This window comes from Bacteroides sp., from assembly GCF_030151085.1.
Taxonomy (GTDB): domain Bacteria; phylum Bacteroidota; class Bacteroidia; order Bacteroidales; family Bacteroidaceae; genus Bacteroides.
This window is the reverse complement of the sequence record NZ_JASLER010000078.1, coordinates 18,684-44,019: the sequence shown is the minus strand read 5'-3', so window position 1 is coordinate 44,019 and position 25,336 is coordinate 18,684. Positions and strand designations below refer to the sequence as shown.

22 protein-coding genes are annotated in these 25,336 nt (G+C 39.6%); 9 read left to right on the top strand and 13 right to left on the bottom strand.

The window, feature by feature from the left end:
- Positions 1 to 22 precede the first annotated feature (22 nt).
- The gene (locus Q1W14_RS15390; RefSeq protein ID WP_300703060.1) at positions 23 to 2,950 is read left to right on the top strand and encodes a TonB-dependent receptor; all 2,928 of its coding nucleotides are present in this window, start codon (positions 23 to 25) and stop codon (positions 2,948 to 2,950) included.
- Between the two features lie 11 nt (positions 2,951 to 2,961).
- Positions 2,962 to 4,509, top strand: coding sequence for a RagB/SusD family nutrient uptake outer membrane protein (locus tag Q1W14_RS15385; protein WP_300702957.1), 1,548 nt, complete (start codon positions 2,962 to 2,964; stop codon positions 4,507 to 4,509).
- Between the two features lie 67 nt (positions 4,510 to 4,576).
- On the opposite strand, the gene Q1W14_RS15380 is transcribed toward Q1W14_RS15385, so the two are convergent.
- A complete protein-coding gene (locus Q1W14_RS15380) occupies positions 4,577 to 6,088 on the bottom strand; it encodes a GH3 auxin-responsive promoter family protein (RefSeq protein WP_300702955.1) in 1,512 nt (503 codons plus the stop codon).
- 250 nt (positions 6,089 to 6,338) lie between these two features.
- Between Q1W14_RS15380 and Q1W14_RS15375 the strand changes: the two genes are divergently transcribed.
- Positions 6,339 to 7,388 (top strand): Gfo/Idh/MocA family oxidoreductase, encoded by a 1,050-nt coding sequence (locus Q1W14_RS15375; RefSeq protein WP_300702952.1) that lies wholly within the window; start codon positions 6,339 to 6,341, stop codon positions 7,386 to 7,388.
- 27 nt (positions 7,389 to 7,415) lie between these two features.
- Positions 7,416 to 8,426: an ATP-dependent 6-phosphofructokinase gene (locus Q1W14_RS15370; RefSeq protein ID WP_300702951.1), complete on the top strand. Its 1,011-nt coding sequence runs from the start codon at positions 7,416 to 7,418 to the stop codon at positions 8,424 to 8,426.
- On the opposite strand, the gene rnc is transcribed toward Q1W14_RS15370, so the two are convergent.
- The 3 genes from rnc to Q1W14_RS15355 are packed head-to-tail and all read right to left on the bottom strand — an operon-like array spanning position 8,385 to position 10,758.
- Positions 8,385 to 9,227 carry a ribonuclease III gene (gene rnc / locus Q1W14_RS15365; RefSeq protein ID WP_300702949.1) on the bottom strand — a complete coding sequence of 281 codons (843 nt, stop codon included), beginning with the start codon at positions 9,225 to 9,227 and terminating at the stop codon, positions 8,385 to 8,387. The two genes, Q1W14_RS15370 and rnc, sit on opposite strands and share 42 nt — an antisense overlap.
- Before the next feature lie 7 nt (positions 9,228 to 9,234).
- The gene (gene fabF / locus Q1W14_RS15360) at positions 9,235 to 10,500 is read right to left on the bottom strand and encodes a beta-ketoacyl-ACP synthase II (RefSeq protein WP_300702946.1); all 1,266 of its coding nucleotides are present in this window, start codon (positions 10,498 to 10,500) and stop codon (positions 9,235 to 9,237) included.
- Positions 10,501 to 10,521: 21 nt separating this feature from the next.
- Positions 10,522 to 10,758: an acyl carrier protein gene (locus tag Q1W14_RS15355; RefSeq protein ID WP_002558672.1), complete on the bottom strand. Its 237-nt coding sequence runs from the start codon at positions 10,756 to 10,758 to the stop codon at positions 10,522 to 10,524.
- A gap of 149 nt (positions 10,759 to 10,907) precedes the next feature.
- Here Q1W14_RS15355 and purN point away from each other — a divergent pair, with 149 nt between their 5' ends.
- Entirely contained in the window at positions 10,908 to 11,483 is a 576-nt protein-coding gene (gene purN, locus Q1W14_RS15350) for a phosphoribosylglycinamide formyltransferase (RefSeq protein WP_300702937.1), read from the top strand.
- 144 nt (positions 11,484 to 11,627) lie between these two features.
- Here purN and pdxB read toward each other — a convergent pair whose 3' ends face one another.
- Positions 11,628 to 12,671 carry a 4-phosphoerythronate dehydrogenase PdxB gene (gene pdxB / locus Q1W14_RS15345; protein WP_300702935.1) on the bottom strand — a complete coding sequence of 348 codons (1,044 nt, stop codon included), beginning with the start codon at positions 12,669 to 12,671 and terminating at the stop codon, positions 11,628 to 11,630.
- Positions 12,672 to 12,860: 189 nt separating this feature from the next.
- Here pdxB and Q1W14_RS15340 point away from each other — a divergent pair, with 189 nt between their 5' ends.
- Positions 12,861 to 13,841 (top strand): glycosyl transferase family 90, encoded by a 981-nt coding sequence (locus tag Q1W14_RS15340; RefSeq protein ID WP_300702933.1) that lies wholly within the window; start codon positions 12,861 to 12,863, stop codon positions 13,839 to 13,841.
- Between the two features lie 40 nt (positions 13,842 to 13,881).
- Here Q1W14_RS15340 and Q1W14_RS15335 read toward each other — a convergent pair whose 3' ends face one another.
- The 8 genes from Q1W14_RS15335 to Q1W14_RS15300 all read right to left on the bottom strand — a co-directional run bounded on the left by Q1W14_RS15335 (position 13,882) and on the right by Q1W14_RS15300 (position 21,992).
- Entirely contained in the window at positions 13,882 to 15,015 is a 1,134-nt protein-coding gene (locus Q1W14_RS15335; RefSeq protein WP_300702932.1) for a glycosyltransferase family 1 protein, read from the bottom strand.
- A 25-nt stretch (positions 15,016 to 15,040) separates the two neighbouring features.
- The gene (locus Q1W14_RS15330; RefSeq protein WP_300702930.1) at positions 15,041 to 15,853 is read right to left on the bottom strand and encodes a phosphorylcholine transferase LicD; all 813 of its coding nucleotides are present in this window, start codon (positions 15,851 to 15,853) and stop codon (positions 15,041 to 15,043) included.
- 6 nt (positions 15,854 to 15,859) lie between these two features.
- Positions 15,860 to 16,591 (bottom strand): phosphocholine cytidylyltransferase family protein, encoded by a 732-nt coding sequence (locus tag Q1W14_RS15325; protein ID WP_300702928.1) that lies wholly within the window; start codon positions 16,589 to 16,591, stop codon positions 15,860 to 15,862.
- Positions 16,588 to 17,637 carry a histidinol-phosphate transaminase gene (locus tag Q1W14_RS15320; RefSeq protein ID WP_300702926.1) on the bottom strand — a complete coding sequence of 350 codons (1,050 nt, stop codon included), beginning with the start codon at positions 17,635 to 17,637 and terminating at the stop codon, positions 16,588 to 16,590. Before Q1W14_RS15320 ends, Q1W14_RS15325 begins: the two co-directional genes overlap by 4 nt.
- Positions 17,638 to 17,738: 101 nt before the next feature.
- A complete protein-coding gene (locus tag Q1W14_RS15315) occupies positions 17,739 to 18,479 on the bottom strand; it encodes a lipopolysaccharide kinase InaA family protein (protein ID WP_300702924.1) in 741 nt (246 codons plus the stop codon).
- Entirely contained in the window at positions 18,476 to 19,504 is a 1,029-nt protein-coding gene (locus Q1W14_RS15310) for a glycosyltransferase family 9 protein (protein WP_300702922.1), read from the bottom strand. Before Q1W14_RS15310 ends, Q1W14_RS15315 begins: the two co-directional genes overlap by 4 nt.
- On the bottom strand, positions 19,501 to 20,106 hold the full coding sequence (locus tag Q1W14_RS15305; protein WP_300702920.1) for a DUF4254 domain-containing protein: 606 nt from the start codon (positions 20,104 to 20,106) through the stop codon (positions 19,501 to 19,503). The genes Q1W14_RS15310 and Q1W14_RS15305 overlap by 4 nt, the downstream gene beginning before the upstream one ends.
- Positions 20,107 to 20,189: 83 nt before the next feature.
- Positions 20,190 to 21,992 carry an LTA synthase family protein gene (locus tag Q1W14_RS15300; RefSeq protein WP_300702918.1) on the bottom strand — a complete coding sequence of 601 codons (1,803 nt, stop codon included), beginning with the start codon at positions 21,990 to 21,992 and terminating at the stop codon, positions 20,190 to 20,192.
- A gap of 253 nt (positions 21,993 to 22,245) precedes the next feature.
- On the opposite strand from Q1W14_RS15300, the gene Q1W14_RS15295 reads away from it, so the two are divergent.
- From Q1W14_RS15295 to Q1W14_RS15285, 3 genes are read left to right on the top strand one after another with little or no spacing between them, the layout of a single operon-like run.
- On the top strand, positions 22,246 to 23,310 hold the full coding sequence (locus Q1W14_RS15295; protein WP_300702916.1) for a CDP-glycerol glycerophosphotransferase family protein: 1,065 nt from the start codon (positions 22,246 to 22,248) through the stop codon (positions 23,308 to 23,310).
- A 12-nt stretch (positions 23,311 to 23,322) separates the two neighbouring features.
- Complete coding sequence (locus Q1W14_RS15290; protein WP_300702914.1) at positions 23,323 to 24,321, top strand: glycosyltransferase; 999 nt, start codon at positions 23,323 to 23,325, stop codon at positions 24,319 to 24,321.
- 16 nt (positions 24,322 to 24,337) lie between these two features.
- Positions 24,338 to 25,321, top strand: coding sequence for a glycosyltransferase family 2 protein (locus tag Q1W14_RS15285; protein WP_300702911.1), 984 nt, complete (start codon positions 24,338 to 24,340; stop codon positions 25,319 to 25,321).
- Positions 25,322 to 25,336 lie beyond the last annotated feature (15 nt).

Here is a 25,336-nt window from a genome sequence, read left to right as displayed (position 1 = left end):
TTTATGGATGCTGACACTGCTTATGTTGGCACAGCTATTTGCTATCCATGCTTATGGGCAGCAGAGAATGATTAAAGGACAGGTACTCGATAATATAACGGGTGAAACCATGATTGGAGTATCTGTACAAGTAAAGGGAACCGCTACCGGAGGAATCACTGATATGGATGGTAACTTCCAGGTAAGTATACCTTCTGCCGATGCTGTTTTAGTTTTGAGCTATATCGGTTATCAGACAGAAGAAGTGAAAGTAGGGCAGCAAAGCAATCTGACTATCCGAATGAAAGAAGATGGGGAATTGTTGGACGAAATAGTCGTTATCGGCTATGGTACGCAGAAACGCAAAGATGTAACAACAGCTATATCCAGCGTCTCTACGAAAGATCTTGATGAGCGTCCCATTGTATCGGCTGCACAAGCATTACAAGGTAAAGCTGCCGGGGTTTATGTAATGCAACCAAGTGGCACGCCGGGGGCAGAGATGTCTATTCGTGTACGTGGTACTACTTCTTTCAATGGAAGCAATGATCCGTTGTATGTTGTAGATGGAGTAGCAGTGGATAATATCAACTTTCTTTCTCCCAATGACATTGCTAGTATGCAGATTTTGAAAGATGCTTCTTCGGCTGCCATCTATGGTTCGCGTGCGGCAAATGGTGTCATTATGATTACTACCAAAGCCGGAGAAACCGGTAAAGCTAAGGTTGCTTTGAATGCACAGATAGGCATTAACCAGGTTGCTAATAAAATTGAGTCTCTGAATGCCGTACAATATAAGGAGTTACAAGAGGAGATTGGAGCTATCCTTAATCCTGGTACAGCTGATATTACCGACTGGCATGATGAGGTTTACCAAACCGGACTTACCCAGAATTATCAGGTGTCGGTGTCAAATGGAAATGATAAGTTTAAATACTATCTGTCTGCCGGATATCTTGATGAACAAGGAGTTTTGAAAGCTGCTTTCTTCAAGAGATATAACTTTCGTGCAAATCTTGAAAATAAGGTGAGGGACTGGTTAACGGTAGGCGCTAATATATCTTACTCAGACAATACAAAGAATGGCATTACCACAGGAATGGGTTCTAACCGTGGCGGTGTGGTACTGGCTGTTATCAATCTACCTACCAGTGTGCCGGTTTGGAATGATGAAAACAATTATTATAACCGTAACTTTTATGGCATGAATCTGGTGAACCCGGTAGAAGCAATGGAGAACGGGAAGAATAACAAAGCCCAGGAAGGTCGTTTGATTGCTTCGGGCAATGCTACGATTACTTTTTTGCCTGAATTGTCATTGAAGAGTTCTTTTACTCTGGACCGCAGGAATTATATCAAGACAACTTTCACTCCACCGGTACATATTGAAGGTATCGATGAGTGGGGAAATGCCTCAGATAACCGGAATATGAATACCGTGATTGTTTTCGATAATGTACTGAACTATCATAAAGCTTTCAACAAACACAATATAGAAGCTATGGCAGGTACTTCGTGGACTACTTCCAACTATAAGGAAAGCTGGATTAATGGCTCTCATTTCAGAAACTCTGAAATCATCACATTGAACGTTGCTAATAAGATTGCCTGGAATAATACGGGTGCAGGCGCTTCTGAATGGGGAATAATGTCTTATTTCGGACGTCTGTCCTATAACTTTGACGGGAAATATATGGTGACTGCCAATGTGCGTAGAGACGGTTCTTCCAAATTACATCCGGATCATCGTTGGGGTACATTCCCTTCCGTATCTGCTGCATGGCGTATGTCTTCAGAGAAGTTTATGAGTGGCTTGGAGTGGCTGGATGACTTGAAAATCCGTGCCAGTTGGGGACAAACCGGTAATCAATCGGGTGTAGGAGATTATGCTTATTTGCAGAAGTATAATGTCACCCGTCAGGAGTGGTTTAAAGAAGGTAATGAGAATGCTTTGCCTACTATTTCGCAAGCCAATCTCCGCACTTCCGATTTGACTTGGGAAATGACCTCTCAAACAGATATAGGTTTGGATGTAACTCTTTTTAACAACCGTGTCAATGTTACAATGGACTATTATTACAAACGAACAACTGACATGTTGATGTACGTTTCTCTACCTGCCGGCGCCGCAGCTGCAAATAGTATAGTACGTAATGAAGGAGAAATGACTAACAAGGGATTTGAGTTTTCAGTCAGTACACAGAATTTTAAAGGTGCTTTTACTTGGAACACAGACTTCAATATATCTTTCAACCGGAATCGTCTTGAAAAACTGGAATTACAGAAAATTTATTCGGGAGCACAACTCAGCAGTGATATCCTAAAAGAATATGTGGTGCGCAATGAGCCGGGACGCCCATTAGGAGGCTTTTATGGCTATATCAGCGATGGCGTTGACCCACAAACCGGAGAGTTGATGTACCGGGATATTAATGATGACAAAATCATCTCTGCCTTAGACCGTACCTATATTGGTGATCCTAATCCGGATTTTACGTATGGTATGACAAACTCTTTCTCTTGGAAGAATTTCAATTTGAGTTTCTTCATTCAGGGTTCTCAGGGAAACGATGTGTATAATGCCTCCCGCATTGAAACAGAAGCTATGTTCGATGGCAAGAACCAATCGACGCGGGTTTTGAACAGATGGAGAGAACCGGGACAAATAACCGATGTGCCTAAAGCCGGTTTCGCGATCAAGAATTCGTCCTATTTTGTCGAAGATGGAAGTTATTTGCGCCTTAAGAACCTGACTTTCTCCTATAATTTTACAGGGAAGTTACTGAAGCAATGGGGGGTCACTCGTTTGCAACCTTATTTCACGGCTAATAACTTGTTTACTATTACTGGCTACAAAGGAATGGACCCAGAAGTAAATGAATGGGGTAATAATGGTGGAGTACAAGGTATAGACTGGGGTTCCTATCCTCACAGTAAATCGTTTGTTTTTGGTGTTAATGTTGAATTTTAAATTGAAAGACTATGAGATATATATCTATTCTCAGATTATTGGTAGGTGGTTTGATTTTTACCGCTACCTCATGTTCACTGGATTATGATCCCGTTGATATCTACTCGGATGTAACGGAAGGGGTGCAGAAAGAAGAAGATAAAGGTGCGGTATTCAAAGATAAAGCAGCGGTGGAAGCACATTTATTGACACTCTATAATCAGATGCGCGATCGTCAGGAGCATTGGTATCAGGATATGTACCTGATTGGAGATACCCATGCGGATAATGCGTATGCCGGGACAAGATCGGGTGCTCCGCAGTATTTTGAAAATAATACGATACCTAGCACGATTGCTCCTTTGCAACGTGGGTGGAATCGTTATATGGAAGATATTGCACGGGCTAACAAATTGATTTGTAATGTAGATGCCGTGACTGATGCTTCTTTAACAACGCAGGAGCGGGAATCATACAAAGCCCAGGCTAAGATTTTCAGGGCTATGATTTATTTTGATATGGTACGCAACTGGGGAAACGTACCTATTGTAACCACTGAAGCCGGTGATATTACTTCGGAGACGGTAGAAGATGTATATCCTGCCTATTTCCCTTCACAAAATACCGAAGAAGAGGTCTATCAGCAAATAGAAAAGGATTTATTGGAAGCTCTTGGCTCGGCTCCTGATAATAATCCGGCAGATAAAACACGTTTTACTAAGTCTGTAGCCCGTACTCTATTGGCAAAGATTTATGCAGAAGAACCGCTTCGTAATTATTCAAAGGTGATTAAATATTGTGATGAAGTAACAGCGGACGGCTTCCGTTTAGTCGATGATTTTAGTGATTTATTTGGAGTAAAACTACAAAATGAGATGCTACCTCCGGGGCCTGATAATCTGGCAACAGATGCTAAATGTAGAAATACAATTGAGTCTATTTTAGAAGCGCAATACTTTTCAGGAAGTGGCTCTTGGTTGCCTAATATTTTGGGACGTTTTCTGGATAATTGGGATAGTCAGTTTACTTATGCCAAATGGATAACGCCTTCCAGAGACTTACTAGCAGCCTTTGAGTCAGCCGGAGATACAGAACGTTTCAAGGAAACAGTGGTTTATTATCAAACGAAATGGGATAACCATTATCCGAGAGAACATTATCCATTTATGTATAAGATACGTTCTTCTTACTCGACAGTCATCAAATACCGATACGCCGATATATTACTGCTGAAAGCTGAGGCTTTAATACTAGGAAATGGCAGTATAGGTGATGCAATGGGGATTATCAATCAAGTAAGACATCGTGCCGGATTAGCGGATTTATCTACTCCTTCTGGTAAAGAAGCAGCTTTTGAAACTTTAATGAAAGAAAGACGCCTTGAATTAGCATTAGAGGGACAACGCTGGTATGACCTTGTACGCTGGGGCAAGGTAGAAGAAGTGATGAACTCTCTGCCTGAACGTGATAAAGGTCGTGCAGTATTAGGCAATTTATTCAATAGGAACTACTATAAATTACCGATATCCCAATCAATTCTCGACCAGAATCCGAATCTGAAACAAAATCCGGGATATTAAAATCTAATTCAAACAATGAGGGCAAGTCGTGAAATGACTTGCCCTCATTATTTATTGTTCTAAGATTTTATTTATTGAGTCTCAACATCTCTTCAATATACTTTCTTGTGTTACAGAGACGCGGTATTTTATGTTGTCCTCCTAATTTGCCTTTACTGTCCAGCCAATCATGGAATAAATCTTTACGGGCAATAATTATTTCCAAGGGTTGCAATGCTAAATTATTCTGACGTTTGGCTTCATAATCCGAGTTGACTTCCTTCAAGGTGTCATCTAGTATTTGAGCGAATCTTTTCAAATTATCCGGGAATTGAGCAAACTCAATCAACCATTGGTGTCGGCATTTGGCATGTTCGTCCATAAAGACAGGAGCAGCGGAGTATTCTATAACCTGTGCACCGGTCTCAGCACATGCTTTGGCTAAGCCTCTCTCTGCGTTATCCACTATCAACTCTTCTCCAAAGGCATTGATGAAATGCTTGGTACGTCCGGTAATAACAAACTTGTAGGGATGATTGCTGGTAAACTTTACCGTATCTCCAATCATATATCGCCATAAACCGGCAGAAGTGGAGATCACCATAGCATAGTTTTTATCCAATTCAACTTCTTCAAGGCAATAGGTACGTGGATGGTCTGTGCCGATATCTTCCAGAGGGATGAACTCGTAGAAAATGCCATAATCTATCATTAACAGCATGGCGGAATCATTCGGGTCATTCTGTGTCCCAAAATAACCTTCAGAGGCATTGTAGGTTTCTACATAATGCATCTTGCTACTACGGATAATCTCTTTGTATTGTTCGCGGTAGGGGGTAAAAGCTACGCCACCGTGGAAGAATACTTCCAAGTTTGGCCATATCTCCTCCAAGCTCTCTTTGCCGGTCTTTTCGAGCATGTGCTTGATGAGGACAAGCATCCACGAGGGGACACCAGAAAGATTGGTAACATTAGCATGGATTGTTTCATCAGCAATGGCTGCCATCTTTGGTTCAAAATGCTCCATCAGGGCAGTCTTCTTGCTTGGTACGCGAACGAAGTTTACTAATGGGTTGATGTTTTCTATCAGAATGGCGGAGAGATCGCCTACAAGACTGTGATTGGTATTCAGATTGGGAGCATGACTTCCTCCTAAAATGAGACTCCTGCCGGAGAAAAGTTGGCTTTCGGGGTTTTGTTTCAGATAGAGAGCAACGGCATCTCTACCTCCCTTATAATGGGTATCATGTAAAGCTTCATTGCTGACTGGAAGGAACTTACTTTTATCGTTGGTTGTTCCGGATGATTTGGCAAACCAACGAATTTCTGAAGGCCAGAGCAAATTCTGTTCACCGGCACGAAGGCGGGTAACATACGGCTTAATCTCTTCGTAAGTTTGTATAGGGAGGCGTTTTTTGAACTCTTTATAAGTATGGATAGAGGCATAATCGTACTTCTTTCCCCATTCTGTATTGGCTGCCTTGCTTACGAGACGTTGCAACACACGTTGTTGCAATTCACCGGCATGGTCAGTGTATTGTTCGATTTCTTTCAGACGGGGGGCAAAATATACCTTATTCAGAAACTTTGTAATATTCATCGTTCTAGTTGAAATCATATTTAAAGCACAAAAATAATCTTATTTATTGGCATCTCTATCTTTTTTTTACTTTTTTTTCTATCTTTACGACAGTATTCGGTTGACGAGCATGTCTTCTTGAGTACATTTTTATATATTGTTCAAAGCTTCTTTTTCGCGTTTATTCTTACCTTTGTCAAAACTATATTGAAATATTATGTGTACACCAAGAATTATTAGTATTTTATACTTCGTTCTCACATCTATATTTATGTTCCATGCCAACGGACAAACCTCTAAACCACTTCGTTTGGGCGTTGCCGGAGTCTCTCACGGACACCTGAATGAGGTTATTGCCCGGCTAGCCAGAGGAGATTTTGAAGTTGTTGGCGTTGCGGAGGAGAACGATGAACTTCGTGAGAACAATGGGCTGCGTAAAAAGTTAAGTGCTTCTGTCTTTTATAAAGATTTAGGAGAGATGCTGGACAAAACTAAACCGGAGGCAGTTGTTGCTTATGGTTCAATATACGATCACTTAAAGGTTGTGGAGGCTTGTGCCCCCCGCGGCATTCATGTAATGGTGGAAAAACCCTTAGCAGTTAATATGGAACATGCTAACCGAATGGCTGGACTGGTCCGGAAACATCATACGTTGCTCCTTACCAATTATGAAACCACTTGGTATGATACCAATCACGAAGTAAATCGGCTAGTAAAAGAGGGAACCATTGGCGACATCCATAGAATTAACGTCTACGATGGGCATCAAGGACCATTTGAAATTAAATGTGGCAAAGAATTTACCGACTGGTTGACCGATCCGATATTGAATGGAGGAGGTGCTGTAATTGATTTCGGTTGTTATGGTGCTAATTTGGCAACTTGGTTGCTTAATGGTCAGAAACCGACTCGAGTTTATGGTGTATTAAAACAATATAAGCCTCAGACATATCCTAAAGTAGATGATGACGCTACCATCATTGCCGAATATCCATCCGCTACCGTGCAAATTATGGGTTCCTGGAATTGGCCGATGAACCGTAAGGACATGCATATTTACGGTAGTAAAGGGTATATTTATCAGGATACCCCAACTAAAATCCGCATGAGTGCCAGCAACCAGGAAGTATCTGCAACTGCTCCCAAACTGGCAGCGCCCTATAATGATTCTTTCTATTACTTAAAGGCTGCCGTGCGGAATGACATTCAGATAAGTCCCAAAGACTTGTCTTCTCTGGAAAACAATTTAATCGTAGTAGAAATACTTGAAGCTGCTATTAAAAGTTCAAAAACAGGAAAAGCTGTTATTCTATCTCGTTAAACAGGTTCTAACTCAAAAAAAACAATTATGAGAATCGGTATTTTGACTTCAGGAGGCGATTGCCCTGGTATTAACGCTACCATACGTGGTGTATGTAAGACTGCTATCAATCATTATGGGATGGAAGTGGTAGGTATTCATAGTGGTTTTCAAGGATTATTAACTAAAGATGTGGAGTCGTTTTCAGACAAATCTTTATCAGGATTGCTGAATCTAGGTGGCACCATGCTGGGGACTTCGCGTGAAAAGCCGTTCAAGAAGAATGGTGTGATGTCTGATGTAGACAAACCGGCTCTGATTGAACAGAATATAAAGGAGTTAGGCCTGGACTGTGTGGTTTGTATCGGTGGCAACGGTACTCAAAAGACTGCCGCAAAGATGGCTGCTCTGGGACTGAACATTGTTTCTGTGCCCAAAACGATAGATAACGATATCTGGGGAACAGATATTTCTTTCGGTTTCGACTCTGCCGTTAGTATAGCTACCGATGCTATTGACCGTCTGCATTCTACGGCAAGCTCGCATAAACGTGTAATGGTCATTGAAGTAATGGGACACAAAGCCGGTTGGATTGCTTTATATTCCGGTATGGCAGGTGGAGGAGATGTGATATTAATACCTGAAATCCCTTATAACATTCATAATATAGGAGAGACGATCCTGAATCGTTTGAAGAAAGGCAAGCCTTATTCTATTGTCGTAGTTGCCGAAGGTATTCAAACGGATGGGCGAAAACGTGCTGCTGAGTATATAGCTCAGGAAATAGAGTATGAGACGGGTATTGAAACTCGTGAAACAGTATTAGGTTATATTCAGCGTGGAGGTTCACCTACGCCTTTTGACCGTAATCTTTCTACACGTATGGGTGGACATGCCACAGAATTGATTGCAACCGGGCAATTCGGTCGTATGATTACCTTGAAAGGAGATGAGATATCTTCTGCGCCATTGGCTGAAGTCGCAGGTAAGTTGAAACTGGTGACGGAAGATAACGACTTAGTCGTTCAGGGACGCCGTATGGGGATCTGTTTCGGCTGATTCCTCTTCAGTGATGATTTCTGTTTTATGGTGATTTTCCCAAGCAGTTTGAATCTCTTCTTTGAAAGTCTCGTCGCTCTTGATTTTCTTTAATGCCATTTGTGCGGCATTTTGTTGCGATTCTTTCTTGGAATATCCTGTGCCAGTGCCTGCCGAAAGTCCTTCTATGCGTATTTCGGTATGGAACATCGGGTTGTAATCTTCATCAAGGAATTGTTCGATAAGCTCAAAGGATACCTCCATCTTATTCTTCTGGCTCCATTCAATGAGTTTCGACTTGAAGTTAACCTCTTTGCGTGACATCTTGTCGAGGTCGATATGTTTCTTAAAAATCTTCTCCTCTATGAACTGTTTGCAGCGTTCGTAGCCTTGGTCCAGATAAATGGCACCAATGAATGCTTCGAAAGCATTACCGTACATATAACTGTTGTGAGAAGAAGAACGTGTGGAGTATTTTACCAGTTTATCCAGTCCTATTTCTACTGCGAGTTTATTCAGGGTTTCCCGTTGAACGATTTTAGAACGAGTGTTAGTCAGGAAACCTTCACGGCGACCCTCAAAATGTTTAAAGACAATATCTCCTACGATGGCATCAAGAATAGCATCGCCTAGAAATTCTAATCGTTCATTGTTTAAAGGACGTCCTTTGTCTGAACGTAAAGAAGTGGACTTATGTAGCAGAGCTTGCTGATAAACTTGAATATTGTGGGGAAAGAAGCCAAGTATCCTATAGAAACAAAAATAAGACTCCCGTTCCTTATGGAATAAGAGCCTTATCTTATCTATTTGATTACGTAACACGACTATATTATTCTGCGTATTTCTTGAAAATAACACAGGCATTATGACCACCGAATCCAAATGTATTGGATAGAGCTACATTCACTTCACGCTCTTGAGCCTTGTCGAATGTAAAATTCAAGTCATAGTCGATGTTTTCGTCATTATCACCCTCTTCGTGATTGATAGTCGGAGGCACAATGCCGTTCTTGATAGCAAGAATACTTGCGATAGCTTCTACCGCACCGGCAGCACCGAGCAAGTGACCAGTCATGGACTTGGTTGAGCTGATGTTCAACTCATAAGCATGTTGACCGAATACTTCTTTGATAGCCTTGGCTTCCGAAATATCACCTACAGGAGTAGATGTACCGTGAACATTGATATAATCTACTTTGTCAGGGGTCATTTCTGCATCTTCCAACGCATTTTTCATCACTAACTTTGCTCCCAAACCTTCGGGATGAGAAGCAGTCAGGTGGTGAGCGTCGGCAGACATTCCTACGCCGGCAACTTCTGCATAAATCTTAGCACCGCGTGCTTTGGCATGTTCCAGTTCTTCAAGAACAAGGCAACCGCCACCTTCACCCATCACGAAACCGTCACGGCTTGCGCTGAACGGACGAGAGGCTGTTTCGGGAGATTCATTGCGAGTTGATAATGCATGCATGGCATTGAAACCGCCTACACCACCAGGGGTGATAGCTGCTTCCGAACCACCGCTTACAATAGCATTTGCCTTGCCCAGACGAATCAGGTTGAAGGCATCAGCGATAGCGTTCGTTGAAGTAGCACATGCTGAACAAGTTGCGTAGTTGGGACCGTGGAAACCATATATAATAGAAATCTGTCCGGCAGCGATATCCGAAATCATCTTAGGGATGAAGAAGGGATTGAACTTAGGACCGTTTTCTTTGCCATTCAAAGCGTAGTTACCTACTTCTTCCTCGAATGTATTGATTCCACCAATACCGGCACCAAAGATGACACCGATTTTGTTTAAATCCTCATTTTCGACGTCAAGACCAGAGTCACTTACCGCTTCTTTAGCTACTGCAATGGCATATTGTGTGTACAAGTCCATTTTGCGTGCTTCTTTGCGGTCCATATATTGGGTTGCATCAAAGTCTTTTACTTCACATGCAAACTGAGTCTTGAAAAGGGATGCATCGAAATGAGTAATAGGCCCTGCTCCGCTAACCCCATTCACCAGATTTTCCCAAAACTCGGGAACATTCTTGCCAATAGGGGTAATGGCGCCAAGACCTGTTACTACAACTCTTTTTAATTCCATATTAATAAATAATGGATGAAATTACTTAGCGTGTTCTTCGATATAAGATACAGCATCACCTACAGTACCAATCTTTTCAGCTTGGTCATCAGGGATAGAGATACCGAATTCTTTTTCGAATTCCATGATAAGTTCTACCGTGTCAAGAGAATCTGCTCCTAAATCGTTAGTGAAGCTAGCTTCTGTTGTAACTTCTGATTCTTCAACGCCTAATTTATCGACGATAATCGCTTTCACTCTTGATGCAATTTCAGACATAACTTTAAGTTTTTAATTAATAATTAGTTTTATTTCTTTAAATTTGCGGTGCAAAGGAATAAATATTTATTGTTCCTAGCAAATATTTGAGGAATTAAATGCACTGTTTTGCACATTTTTCACCATTTTGTGCACTGATTGGAGGGTTTATGGGAAAAAAAATCGCAATTTTAGCTTCGGGAAGTGGTACGAATGCCGAGAATATCATTCGTTATTTTAGAGAAAAAGGATTGGATTATGTGAGTTTGGTTTTGACCAACCGGCAGAATGCGTTCGTTTTGGAGCGTGCAAAGGGCTTGAATGTACCTTGTGCCTACTTTGGTAAGAGTGATTGGGAAAATGGAGAGGCAATTTTATCCATGCTGCAAGAGTATCGTATAGACTTTGTAGTGTTGGCGGGCTTCCTGGCGCGAGTACCTGATAACATTTTGCATGCTTATCCTAATAAAATGATAAATATACATCCTTCGTTACTGCCTAAGTTTGGCGGTAAAGGTATGTATGGTGATCGTGTACACGAAGCGGTGATTGCTGCGGGCGAGAAAGAAAGTGGTATCACTATACATTATACTAATGAACATTACGATGAAGGAGCTATCATCTGCCAGGAAAGATGTGTCGTAATGCCGGAAGATACACCGGATAGCCTGGCACATCGTATTCATGCCTTGGAGTATGAGTTCTACCCGAAGGTGATAGATGAACTGCTGAATTCGACAAAATGACCAATTTGTTCCGATCCATACCTTCTCCCTATCTGCTCCTTACCCGGTCCGTACCTGCTCCCTATAAAATAGCTCGCTATAGACACGGAGAAAACAGGGAGGGAATAAGAAGGAGAGGAGAAATAGAACAGAACCGGATGGGGGTTAGGGTAGTTTTAAAGTAAAAGCTTCCGCTTCTCTTCTTAAAGGATAGTCGCCGCGCAATGTTTCAAAGAGTTCCGGATGCTCTTTCAATGCATTGCTGTCTCTTCTCGGATCATACATCTGTAAATAGGCTTCTGCTAAAGTGCTGGTTGTGATGATGGAGTTTTCCGGTTCGGGTGGAGTGATGCAATAGTCGGCTTCTACCTGAAAGAAACGGCAGAGGGCATCCAGTGACATGCGGGTGGCATTCGCTTTTCCATCGGCAGAGTAGCCGGCGATATGTGGGGTCCCGATGAATATCTTATTTAATAAGGTGAGATTGATATCAGGTTCATTTTCCCAAACATCAATGATTGCATCAGAAATGAATCCTTTCTCTAAGGCGGCCAACAGTGCATTGGTTTCAATTACTTCTCCACGTGAAGTGTTGATGATGACTGGACGTCGTTTTAATGACCGGAAGAAAGTATCATCGCCCAGATGAAATGTTTTATATTTCCCTTCTTTATATAAAGGAACGTGAAAAGTGAGAATATCGCATTCTTCGGCGAGGGTTTGTAATGAGCTGAAATCTGTATTTCCTTCTTTATCTTCACGAGGCAAGTCGTTTAGTAATACATGTATACCTATATCCCGGGCTACTTTGCTGACTTTACTGCCTACATTGCCAACTCCAATAATACCTAATGTCAAACCTGACAGCTGCATTCCTTTTAGTTGTTGCAGTAGTAATAAAGAGGATTGCAAATATTGAGCAACAGAGGCAGAGTTGCATCCGGGAGCATTAGTCCAAGTGATGCCTGCTTTGTGGCAGTAATCCGTGTCAATATGGTCAAAACCGATAGTAGCAGTAGTTATGAAACGGACTTTACTGCCTTCTAATAATTCTCGGTTACAATTAGTACGGGTACGAATAATCAAGGCGTCTGCGTCTTTCACCAATGAAGGGGTGAAATCTTTACCTGATAAATAAACTACTTCATCAGCTATCTTTTCAATAGCTTCCTGGATAAAAGGAATTTTGTTATCGACGATGACTTTCATTTTTTAGTCTTTTAGGATAATATCTACAAAGATACTGCTTTTGCTTATAATTGTACTTGCTTTCATGTTTCTTCTTGATAATCATAAAATGATATTCTGAAAATTGAAATATTTTATAGGAAAAGAATGTTTTGATCTTGTTAATAAAATTATTAGATTTGCACTCTGCGTGTTAATAATATATAGAGTATGTTGAAATATCTTTTTCGAAGTGGTAAAAATAATAAGTTAAAGTACTATATCATAAATTTCATACGTGTGTATTCTATCCCTGACTTTCTGTATAGAGTTAGACGTAAGGCTATTATTGATAGTTTAAATAATCGCTTAGATAAAGATTATATTCTTTCACGTGTAGATTATTATTGCCGTTTGCAGTCTGTTATCCCAATGCAGGAAGATAAGGGGATGATTATGAATTTTGGTAGAAAAGGAAAGTATAATTCTGTATACTTCTTTGATACTTATGAGTTTTTGAGATATTTCCCTAAAAGTTTGAGGTGGAATTATAGATTTGGTGATGTTAATACTTTGCAGTCTTCACCATCAGTTGTAAAGAGTCGGCCAATAACAGAGAAAAATGAGAATTCTGTATTGCTGAATTTGGATAAAGTACGGCATTTTATATTTCTGAATGATAAAAGGCGCTTTATAGAAAAAAAGAATGAGGTGATTTTTCGAGGTAAAATATCAGATAAACCTCGACGCATTGCCTTTTGTGAGCGTTGGTTTAGTGACCCTATTTGTGATATTGGCGGAATTGAAGGAAAGCACAGTGTTCATTTGGAATGGGTTGTATCTAAGATGTCGTTGTATGATCATCTGGATTTTAAGTTTATTATGTGTCTTGAAGGTAATGATGTGGCAAGTAATTTGAAATGGGTGATGAATTCCAACTCATTGGCTGTAATGCCAAAGCCAACTTGTGAAACTTGGTTTATGGAAGGGAAGTTGATTCCAGATTATCATTATGTAGAAATCAAGTCGGATTATTCAGACTTAAAAGAACGTATGGAATATTTTATGGAACATACTGATGAGGCATTGGCTATAATTTCTCATGCCCATGAATGGTGTGCTCAATTCTTTGATAAAAAGCGGGAAAAATTGATTTCTATACTTGTATTGGATAAGTATTTCAAAATGACTGGGCAGAATTTTTTAGATTAAAACACCATAGAATGGTCCTTATTTTAACTATTTCAATCAATTAAAGGATTGATCGATAAATCTCTGCTAACTGGTCTGCTTGCTTTACTTCGGAGAACCGGCTGGCGTATTCTTTCCCTTTCTCAATGACATATTCCCGTTTCTTCTCATCAGAAAGTAATGTATGAAAGGCTTTTGCCATACTATTGATGTCGTCAGGGTGTACGTATAGAGAGTCCGGTCCACCGGCTTCTTCCAGACAGGAACCTGTGGCGGCAACTACGGGAACACCTGAATTTAATGCTTCAATAATTGGGATGCCGAATCCTTCGAAACGTGAAGGATAGACAAAAATATCTGCCATTTGATAGAGTGCACCCAAATCTTTAAAAGGAACATTAGAAAGAATATGAACTTTTCCTCCTAACTTGTTATCAGAAATGAATTTTTCCACTTTTTCTGTATATGGGGTGCGACGCCCCACAATAATAAGGTGGGTTTCCGGTGAAGAAAGTTGTTGCAATGCCTGAACTGCTGACAATACATTCTTACGTTCTTCAATGCTGCCTACATTAAGAATGTAATGCTCCGGCAGTTGGTAACGAGCCTTTACTTCCTGCTTTTTCTTGTCTGATACAGGTTGAGCAAAAGAGGCATCACATCCTTGGTAAACAACAACTATTTTCTCTGCCGGGATACGATAGAAATGTTGGATATCTCTTTTGGTACATTCACTGATAGCAATAATCTTGTCTGCATTCTCACATGCTTTACGAAATTTATATGCGTATATTTTTCGGTCTATAAAAGAATAATATTTTGGGAAACGCAGGAAGATCAAGTCATGGATGGTGACAACGCTTTTAGCGCTACTTTTGCCGATATTCAAAGGCAACTCGTTGCTTAGTCCATGAAATATAGTAACTTGTTCAGTTTCCAGTTGGCTCGTGACTCCCCAAATTCTCCAGAATGAACTGAGCAATTTCCAGAAGGCCGGTGATGGATAGACGAGGCTGAGGTGAGAAAAATCTTTTAATAATTGCTCCAGTCTACCATTTCTTTGTTTCTTAGGAGAAAAAAGTACGTAGTCATTTTCCGGATAAGCACGGCACAGGATATCTACAATGTAGCGACTGTAGTTACCTAATCCTGTGTTATTTTGTACGGCGCGTTTTCCGTCAAAGCCTATTTTCATATTTTCTTTCCTGCTTTATTTATATTCAACTTTTAAATTCCCGATAAGGTTTATCCAAATCCAGATAGTGGAAATTGTGCTGTTTCTGTTGAGTTCTTTTGGGAATAGTCATATAATCACCATATTTTTGTTTCAAGTAAACAGGATAGTTTTCGACACCCCATACTTCTTTTCCTTCAAACAGAACAGGCGTTGGATTACCTAGGATCTCTTTTGGCATAATACCTTTCATTCCATCATCATAATCGCAAACAAGTCCACACTTATCGAAATCGTATTTCTTCATTATTTTGCGGATACTCTTTTGTACGCCATCCATAGTAAAAATGGAACGGCATAACAATGGAAGCCATGAACTGGGCCCCTTACCATGTTTATAAGGATCACGATGAATAAAGTAAAGAACACGTTTGTAAAATTCATAGCGGGCGAAATGCCAGCGTTGTGACATCTTTTCTGTAGGTGCGCCATCTAATGGAAATACATCTAAATAAATACCTCCCAGATATTTTAAGTGCATTCGTTCTATAAGAGTGGTACTTGCATCTTGTATTTTAGCGAATGGGAGTGGATAAGACTTGTCAGTCTCAGAGCATACAGCTTCATAAGGCGCAGGCAACCATTCATGTGCGTGCGACATGAGCAGATCATAATCAGCTCTTGGCATCCCGATATCCAAGTCGTCATCCCAAGGAATAAAACCTTTATGACGTACAGCTCCCAACATCGTTCCGGCCATGATGTAATATCTCAGATGGTGTGCCTTGCAAACCTCATCAATGGCGAGCAAGATATCCAGTATACGGAGTTGCAGCGGGCGAATGTCGTATGTAGCCATAATATCTTAGTGTAAGTGAGCTGGGATCAGTCGTTCCGCTTGATTAAAATCTTCTACAGTATCCAGTTCAATGGAGAAATATTGTGTGGTATCTGTTATACAGAAGCAGTGTCCCTTGGGTATCAATCGTTCAAATGCCCGTTCGTAGAAGATATTGTCCAATCCTTCTTTTTCAATCATTGTCTCCAACTCGTTGAATAAGGCTTTGGTATAAGCGGGCGACATTTTTTCAATACCTATAGACTCTCCCAAAGCTTGTTCGATGGAGCAGGTTTTACTAATCTCCAACACTTTACCCGAAGTATCAACAATTACTTTAATCTCTTCTTTCCCTAACTCGTGGCGATTGACAGCAAGTGTGTTTGCTTTGTCAGAGTTTAGAATATCAGTGATGACTAGCGGATCAAAAAGAATGTCGCTGTCTAATAGTAATACATCTTCTCCCTCTACTAGAGAGCGGGTGAGCCAAAGGGAATAAATATTGTTGGTTGATTCATACCGCTCATTATATATCAATGTAATGTCCTGCTGCGGATAATTTTTGCTCAGAAGACTGGCTATTTGCTGCTGCCGATATCCGGTAACAATAATAAATTCTTTAATGCCGTTACCGATAAGTGCGTCTAAAGTACGTTCCAACAAGCAACGCTCTCCTATTTTGAGTAGACACTTCGGGCATTCATCAGTTAAAGGACGAAGACGGGAGGCTATTCCGGCAGCTAAAATGACGGCTTTCATAGGGTAGCTATTTTTTTTATGGTATCTATAACAATACGGTTCTGCTCCGGCCGTCCCAATGTAATTCGAAGATGAGTATTAATATCAGGTTCATTCATGAACTTTATTTTGTAACTTTTCTCTGCGAAAGCTTTCTGCAAAGCTTCTTTCAGCACAATGGGATATTTGATCAAAATAAAATTAGCGACCGAATGATATACCTTAAAGCCTGGTAATGTACCTATTTCTGATTCATAGCTGGCACGATCCTTATTCATCAATTGAGCAATATTCCGATAGTGTGCATCTGATTTAAGGGCTGCAATGGCTAGATCTTCTGATATGCGATTATAACCTAAGTATTTATTGCTGTATTTGCTGAACCGTTCCAGTTCTTTGCTCATGAATCCGAAACCCATCCGCAAGCCGGGTAATCCATAGAATTTGGAGAGGGTGCGTGAAATTATCAGGTTAGGATACTTGTTGATAAGCGTGCGGATATAACCGGCGTCTGCCGAAACAAAAGAAGCGTATGCTTCGTCTACAACTACAGTAGTACGAGCAGGTATTTCGGCCATTAAAGAATCTAACTCGTCGGGAGTCATACCGTTACCGGTAGGATTGTTTGGAGAGGCAATCAATAAGATCTTTGGATTTTCTTGTTTTACCATTTCTTTCATGACGGTGAAGTCATATTTGAAAGTATTCCCATCTTCGTAAAGAGGATACTGTAAGGTACGACCATTCACTTCATCGGCAATGGATTTGTAATACCACCATGAGAATTTTGGAATCAACATTGTTTTATTGCCGTCTTCTTCAGTCAGGAAATAATGCACTGCCTGTTTTAGAATATCTTCTCCGCCATAACCTAGTAAAACTTGCGGTTCTTCAATTCCATATAGTTCTGACAGAAATACAGATAGTATGCTTTTTTTACCTTCATCGTAGATGCGGGTATAAAAGCAAAGCTTATGTATATCAAAGTTCTTAAAAGCTTCTACAACTTCTTCTGATGGCTGAAAGTTAAATTCATTACGGTCTAAAAAGTTCAAATCCTCTTTCATCTTGTTTTTTGTATTACTCCTTTTTATAAGCCTAACTAAAGGATATTGATTAAAATTTTGCAAATATATGCATTTTATTTAGTAGCGGCAAACAAGCTGATTTACTTCTTGTTTCTCAATTTTCGTTTTAACCTTTTCTTTTTTTCGAATTTATCTAAAGCCTTAATGACTTTTTGGGTACAATTGGCTGCGTCCCATCTTCGTATTTCAGCGTATTTTTCTACAATATATTGTAGCAGATCGCGGCGATGGGTAACTCTTATTAGATTATCAAGACACTCTTTGGGAGTAGGCTTCGATTTGAATAGAGTACGGTTAGTATCTATAACGGAGAATTGATATTCACCTTTATCATCTATATGATAGAGGATATTGTCAAGGTTAAGGTCTCCGTGTAGGATACCTTTCTGATGTAGCTTTACAAAAAAGAGAGTAAGTGCGTTGGCCAGTTCTTTATCAAAGTCCGATTTTTCGATAAGTAATGGGAATACGGGTGGATAAGGACACGCTACGGAAATAAAATAGCTGTCATCAAACCATATTCCTTTTCTTTTTTCAATGTAGGCAATGCCTGTCGGAGTATCAATTCCAAGCGATAACAGCTTTTCAGCATAAAGGAATGCTCTTTCGGCTTTGCTTTTTCTCCAGAACGTATAAGCTAATTGCTGGAATATATTGGGGGTTTTATACCGTTTCACAATCCATTCACCATAATCTGTGTAGAAACGTTTCACTTCATTTCGCTTTTTGAAAATCAGCTCGCCTTTATTCCGGAAGATTTCAGGGAATTGTGAAATGAATGATTGTGCAGATTGATATTGAGGACTGATAATAATTTTCATACTTTGATTACTTTTTCTAAATGCTGAATGATGCTTTCCGGGCGAATGCCTGTCAAGCATGCATAGTCACCTCTCCAGCAAGGTTTATTGCCGAAGATAGAGCATGGACGGCAAGGAAGATCTACTTGTATTGCATTTTGAATGCTTTGTTTCCAGCCCATAAAACCTGCATAGGGATGAGTAGCTCCCCATATTGAAATCACCGGTGTTCCTGTCAAAGAGGCTAAATGCATATTGGCTGAATCCATAGAAATCATCGCTTCCAGATAACTCATCAGTGACAGCTCTTGATTCATGTTGAGTTTACCGGCCAGTGATTGTACATTGAGGTGTTTTCCTGCCCAAGCTTCCAGCTTTTCCGTTTCAGCTTTACCTCCTCCAAACAGAAATATTTTCCAATCATCATGCAAAGATGCTTCATGAATAAGCGTTGCAATGGTTTCATCCGGCAATATTTTCCCTTTATGTGCTGCAAAAGGTGCGATGCCGATCCAATGTTTATTATCAGGTACTCCGGTAATGTCTTGAAACAGAGTGGTATCTCCTTTCTTCTCTTTATAGATAGAGTTGAATTTTATTTCTACTGGAAAACCCAATTGCTGGAATACATCTGCATATCGATTGAAGGAGCTCGTTAGTGGACGCAATATTTTATGCTTAGCTCGTATTAATGTTTTCTTTTCTTTTCTGCCTTTATCTATATGTGCAGTCTTTTTCCCGAATAGGAAAAATAGTCCGCGTAATACTTTAGAGCGAAGTACGTCGTGTAGATCTGCAACTGCATCGTATTTTTCTTTTCTAAGCTTACAGAATAATCGTAATAAGCCTGTAAACCCGCTATATTGTTTAATGTCTGCTCCTTGAAATTTTACGTTGGCAGGCATCTGTGAGAATATAGGAGCTGCAAAGGGCTTGCTCAATACCGTGATTTCTAAATGCGGATATTGTTTGGCTAATGAATCAATGATCGGAACTGTCATTGCAATGTCGCCCAATGCAGAGAACCTTATAATTAGTAACCTCATTTTTTACCGTAAAGAACAGGATTTAGGCTGGGGTCGTTATACATCTTCATTTGTTTATAAACCTTCATGTATTTACTTCCGGCTTCAATGTCTGCAATCAGTTGGTTGATGGCGGTTGATAAATCAATTTGTTGTTCTAGCAAAATATTCAGTTTAGTTTCACACTGGGCATGGTGTTCGGGAGTGGTGTCGGTACGTTCCACTTCCTGACGCATGTGATATATCTTTAATGCAAGAATAGAGAGACGGTCGATAGCCCATGCCGGACTTTCGGTATTGATAATAGCATCTGTCTTTACTTGAATATCTTTGTATTTATCAAGGAAATAGCTGTCAATTAATTCAACTAGGTCCGTACGATCCTGATTGGATTTATCAATTCTTCTTTTTATTTTCAAAGCTTCTACCGGATCGATGTTTGGATCACGTATGATATCTTCCAGATGCCACTGAACAGTGTCAATCCAATTTTTCAGATATAAATAGTATTCGATGCTTTTTAGTGGATATGGGTTTTGGATAGGAGTATCTACATGATTCTTCTTGTGGTAATCGAGAATGGATTCCGCAAAGATACCGTTGCTAAGTGTTGTAAAACTCATAAATTCAAAGATTTGGTGATAAAATTTTAATTGTTTACAAAACTATGCAAACTTTTCTACATTTCCAATTATTACATTCCTTTTTACTTCTCTTTAGTGCATTTGCCTAAATAGTCAAAGCGAATCATCATATCGGAAATGTCATAGGCATTCTTAGCAAACTCACTTTCTTCCGGACTGACTGCTTCACCTTCTACATTCATTTGTGGGTTGACGGCAAATCCTTTTTTCTGTGGATTGAGGATACTCTCTCCTAATCCTGTCCATTCATAATCATCCAATTGCAGCAGGTTTAGCAGAGTTGGATACATATCTATTTGTCCCATTACTTTGTCGTAACGCATTCCTACCGGCGAGTTGACTACAATAAATGGAGTAAATGTTTTATCGGATACGACTCCTTTTCCACCGGGAGCATGGCATAACTCCGGACGGTAATTGGCTAATCCTTCGTGGTCGCCGGTGATGACTATCAGTGTTTCTGCATATTCCGGACGTGTTTTTAGGAATTCTACAAATTCTCCAATCGCATTGTCTGTGTAATGTGCCATTGTCATATAATCATTCATCTTTTGAGGAATGGCGGTTGAGAATGACACTTCTTTCAATTCTTCGGGGAGCTTGAAAGGTGCATGACCGGAATAAGTGATACATTGTATATATGCATTTTCTCCTTTCTTCCAGATTTCTCCATTCTCGATTTTTTTGCGGCATTGTTTCAGGAAAGGGTGGTCTCCGACACGTTTATGGGTACCGAAAGCTCCGGTTTGCTCAAAATCATGATAAGCAATGATGGAGTCGATGCCGAAATTGTAGGCAATCACACCTTGATTCCAGGTAGATACCTTGTCTATAGTTAAAAGATAATTACGTGAATTCTTTTTCTGGTGCATAGCCTTTTGTAGAGTGCCATAAGTGTGATCGGGGTATTGGCTACTGTATGTTCCGCTATTGATTGGAAGCATTCCTGCACAAAGTAGCAATTGGGCATCAATAGACCGTCCACCCTTTACTTGGGTTAATACATACGGGGCATATAAAGTGGTGGAATCTTGTAGTAATTTATTTAAATGAGGAGTGATTTCTTGCCCTTCTATTTTTGTTTCAAGCACCCAACTTTCCAATGACTCAGCCAAGATAACGATACAATTATTGCGTACGGATATTTTTTGGGCGAGAGCATGATGTTCGGGCTTCTGACTTAGCCAGTTTTCAATTGTTTGTTGTATTTGAGGGGTGAGTTCTTGTTTCTGATTTATCAGATCATAATACAAGTTTCCGAATACTGTGTATATAGAAGTAGTACTTGCACATAAATAAGCTTCTTGGCGTATTTTACCATATGCTTCTTTAAATCCACCTTTGAGGGTGGTAACTATAGCAAAGATTGCGATACTACCGCTTAAAAGTATCCAATAAAGAGTATGGGGCTTTTTCTCTTGTTTACGTTTGTAAAATAGATAAAGTGGAATGCAAGCAAGAGTGGATAAAGGGAAGAATATATCGTACCAGCAGAAAGAGTCATAAACACTTCCTTTGAAATCGGCGAGATTTCCCGATAGTGCATAGCTGCTTAGAGGAATAGCGGTATAGTAAGTACGGAAATACATCAAATTAATGATAAGAAGTATATCCAGTAGGAACATAATAACAATTTCTGTTTTCCAAAGCCTGAAAAAAAGGAAGGGGATAAGTAGTACCAGAGTCGTGATTAATTTAGTGGTATAAAACTCAAAAGTAGAAAACGAAGCAAATGTAGTTGTCAGACTCCAAATAAAGTCAAAAAGTAAGAATTTGAAAAAGATGGTAATTCCGAACAATAAAGTGGCTTTATCGGTTTTTCGGTGATGTTCGTGGTAGCTACGCTGTAATTTGCTTTTGGTCATTGCACTATTTATTTAATCATTTCGGTGGCAAAGATAATAAAAAATAATGTACCTTAATTAATGAGGTTTTTAAGAACGAACTGCAAATTGTTATAAATAGTATGTGTATGGATGCAGTAAAATATATACTTTTGCATTTAATTACTGAAAGTGAGTTTTTGAATAGAAAAGAAGACATTAATTTAGCCTAAACTAAACTATTCTGTTTTTAATCTCGCGATTACAAAGAATAGTATCGGAGACGTTTAATTTTATGAAGAAGAAATATTTGTTTTTTGTATCGGTAGCATACTCATATCCTATTCTACGACCTTTGCAGGATGAAATTCTGCGCAGGGGTGATGAAGTTGCATGGTTTATAGAGCAAGGCTGTCCGAAACTACTGGAAAAGAATGAAAGGTGGTTGCGATCTGTACAGGCTGTTATGGATTACAATCCCATTGCTGTTTTTGCACCAGGCAATTATATCTACGATTTCTTTCCGGGAGTAAAAGTCTGTCTTTTTCATGGATATCCTATCAATAAACGAGGTGACGAAAAGGACGATCATTTTTCTGTTCGTGGTTGGTTCGATATGTATTGTACGCAAGGGGAGACTAGTACTGCACCATTTAAAGAACTTGAAAAGAAATATGGTTTCTTCAAGGTTTATGAAACAGGATGGTGCAAGGCAGATGCGTTGGTAAAAGAACGCAATTTATCTTCTCATAACGCACGTCCGGTAGTGTTGTACTCTACAACATTTACGAAGACTATTACTTCGGCTCCTTATCTGTTTGAAACCATTAAACGTTTGGCCAAAGAAAAAGAATGGGATTGGATTATCTCGTTCCATCCAAAGTTTGCAAATTCTGATATACTCAAGAAGTATAAGGAATTGGCAAAAACTTGTCCGAATGTCATTTTCCATGAGAGTGGATTGGTAGATGCCGAATTATTAAATCGTGCGGATGTGTTATTATCCGATGCATCATCTGTCATTGTAGAATATATGATGTTAGATAAGCCGGTGGTGACTTATTGCAATACCACCCCCGGTAATCATTTGCTGAATGTAACGGATGTAAATGAGGTAGAAAGTGCCTTGGAAAAAGCACTCTCTCGTCCTGCTGCCTTGATGGAGCAAATTCGTGCTTATGTTGATAGACATGAGGCACATTTGGATGGTGAATCCTCTTCACGCGTGTTGGATGCTGTGAATAACTATATTTGGTACTATCAGGGAAGAACAAGAACCAAACCGTGGAATTTGGTACGTAAGTTTAAACTAAGATGGCGGGTTGGCTATCCTTTGATGAGTACTTTACGGTTGTGGTAATTGTTATGACGTATGGAGAACACTGAAACATTGCCCCAGATAAGCATTATAGTACCTGTTTACAATGTAAAAGACTATTTAGAGAAATGCTTGCTTTCGATTTGTGAGCAGACTTATAAGAATCTGGAAATAATATTAGTAGATGACGGCTCTTCCGATGGTTCGGGAGAGCTTTGTGATTTATTTGCCCAAAAGGATAAACGGATAAAAGTTATTCATCAGACAAATGCAGGTCAAAGCGTAGCAAGAAATAGAGGTTTAGCCATAGCTCAAGGTGAATATCTCGGTTTTGTAGATAGTGATGATTGGATTGAGTTGGATATGTACGAATTCTTGTATCGCCTACTGATAGAGAATGGCGCTGATATATCCATTTGTTCGCGTTATATAGAAAAGGGAGGAAAGAGTGAGGCGAAGTATTCTTCCGGTGAACAGTTCATGTTCGATCGTGTTGAAGCAGTTCGTGCTTTGGCAGTAGATAAACATGTCAGGAACTATATGATGGATAAATTATTCAAACGGTGCTTGTTTGAAGGTATTATTTTTCCGGAGAATCGTGTTTTTGAGGATTTGGCTATTTGTTATCGTATATTCTATAGGGCAGAAAAAGTGGTGTTGCAAGATACTCCTAAGTATCATTATGTGATACGGAAGGGGAGTACAATGCAGAGTAAGTATAATCCTCAAAGAGAGTATCAATTATTTTTGGCTGTATGCGAGCAAAATGATTTTATCCTTGCTGAGGATATCTGGGATAAAACTCCGATATTTGTCATTCAGAGAGGATTACATTTGATAGATCATATCCAACTTGTAGATTCTTCTTCTGCTACCGAAGATATTGTGACGAAGGTACTTTTGGAGATGCATAAATATGATCGGTTTAATTGGCGACAAATAGGAGTGTCTTGTGCAATAAAACGATGGATGGTTTATAATAGCCCATCCTTGTATCGTAATATATATCGTTTTTTTAGATTAATGTTTAAATCAAAGCGACATCGTCTTTGACAGCTGAGTTAGAGGTATGGCAATGAATCAAAATCCATTAGTAAGTGTTATTGTTCCCAATTATAATTATGCGCGTTTCTTAAAACAGCGTATGGATTCTATTTTGAGTCAAACGTATACGGATATTGAGATAATTTTGTTGGATGACGCATCTACTGATGAGAGTCTTGAGGTTATAAACCTATATAAGAACCATCCTCATGTTTCTTATGTTGAAGTAAATTGTAAAAACACAGGTAGCCCTTTTGTACAATGGGAAAAAGGGCTTTCCATGGCTCATGGCAAATATATATGGATTGCAGAAAGCGACGATTATGCTGATACTTCTTTTTTAGCTACTACTGTTCCTTTGATGGAAGAAAATGAAGGCGCTGCTTTGTGCTTTGTGGGAAGTTATTGTGTAGATGAGGCTGGAAATAAACTGCAAATAGATCATGATCGATGGGGAAAAAACCAATATTCTTGTAAAGAAGGATATAGAATATTTGATAGTTCAGATTATGTTTTGCGCAATATGTATTGGCGGTGTTACATATTCAATGCCAGTAGTGTTCTTTTTAGACGTGATTTGTCAGAGTTGATAGATGAAACCGAATGGTTGTCTATGAAATCTAGTGGAGACTGGTTGTTTTGGACAGAAATGGCAAGCTTGGGAAAGGTTATTGAAGTATATAAGAAGTTGAACTATTTTCGTTTTCACCAATCAACTTCTGTGCAAGTAAGAAAGACAGGGCTTGCTTGGGAAGAAGATTTTGCTGTAATTAGTAGACTTGAAAAGAAATATCCGCAGATTACTACATATAGAAAAATTCTGCGACGTGGCATCTTCTACAAAAAAATAGAACGTGCTCAATTTGATTCAAAGACCAGACATTCTTTGTTAGAAAAACTAAGCGAAACACTGCATGGAGGATATAAAGCATATCTGATAGAAAGAATGAATAAATATTTGAGTTCTTTTATACCTTATTTACCTACCGAGCAAAGAGACCGATTATAAAAAATATTGTAACTT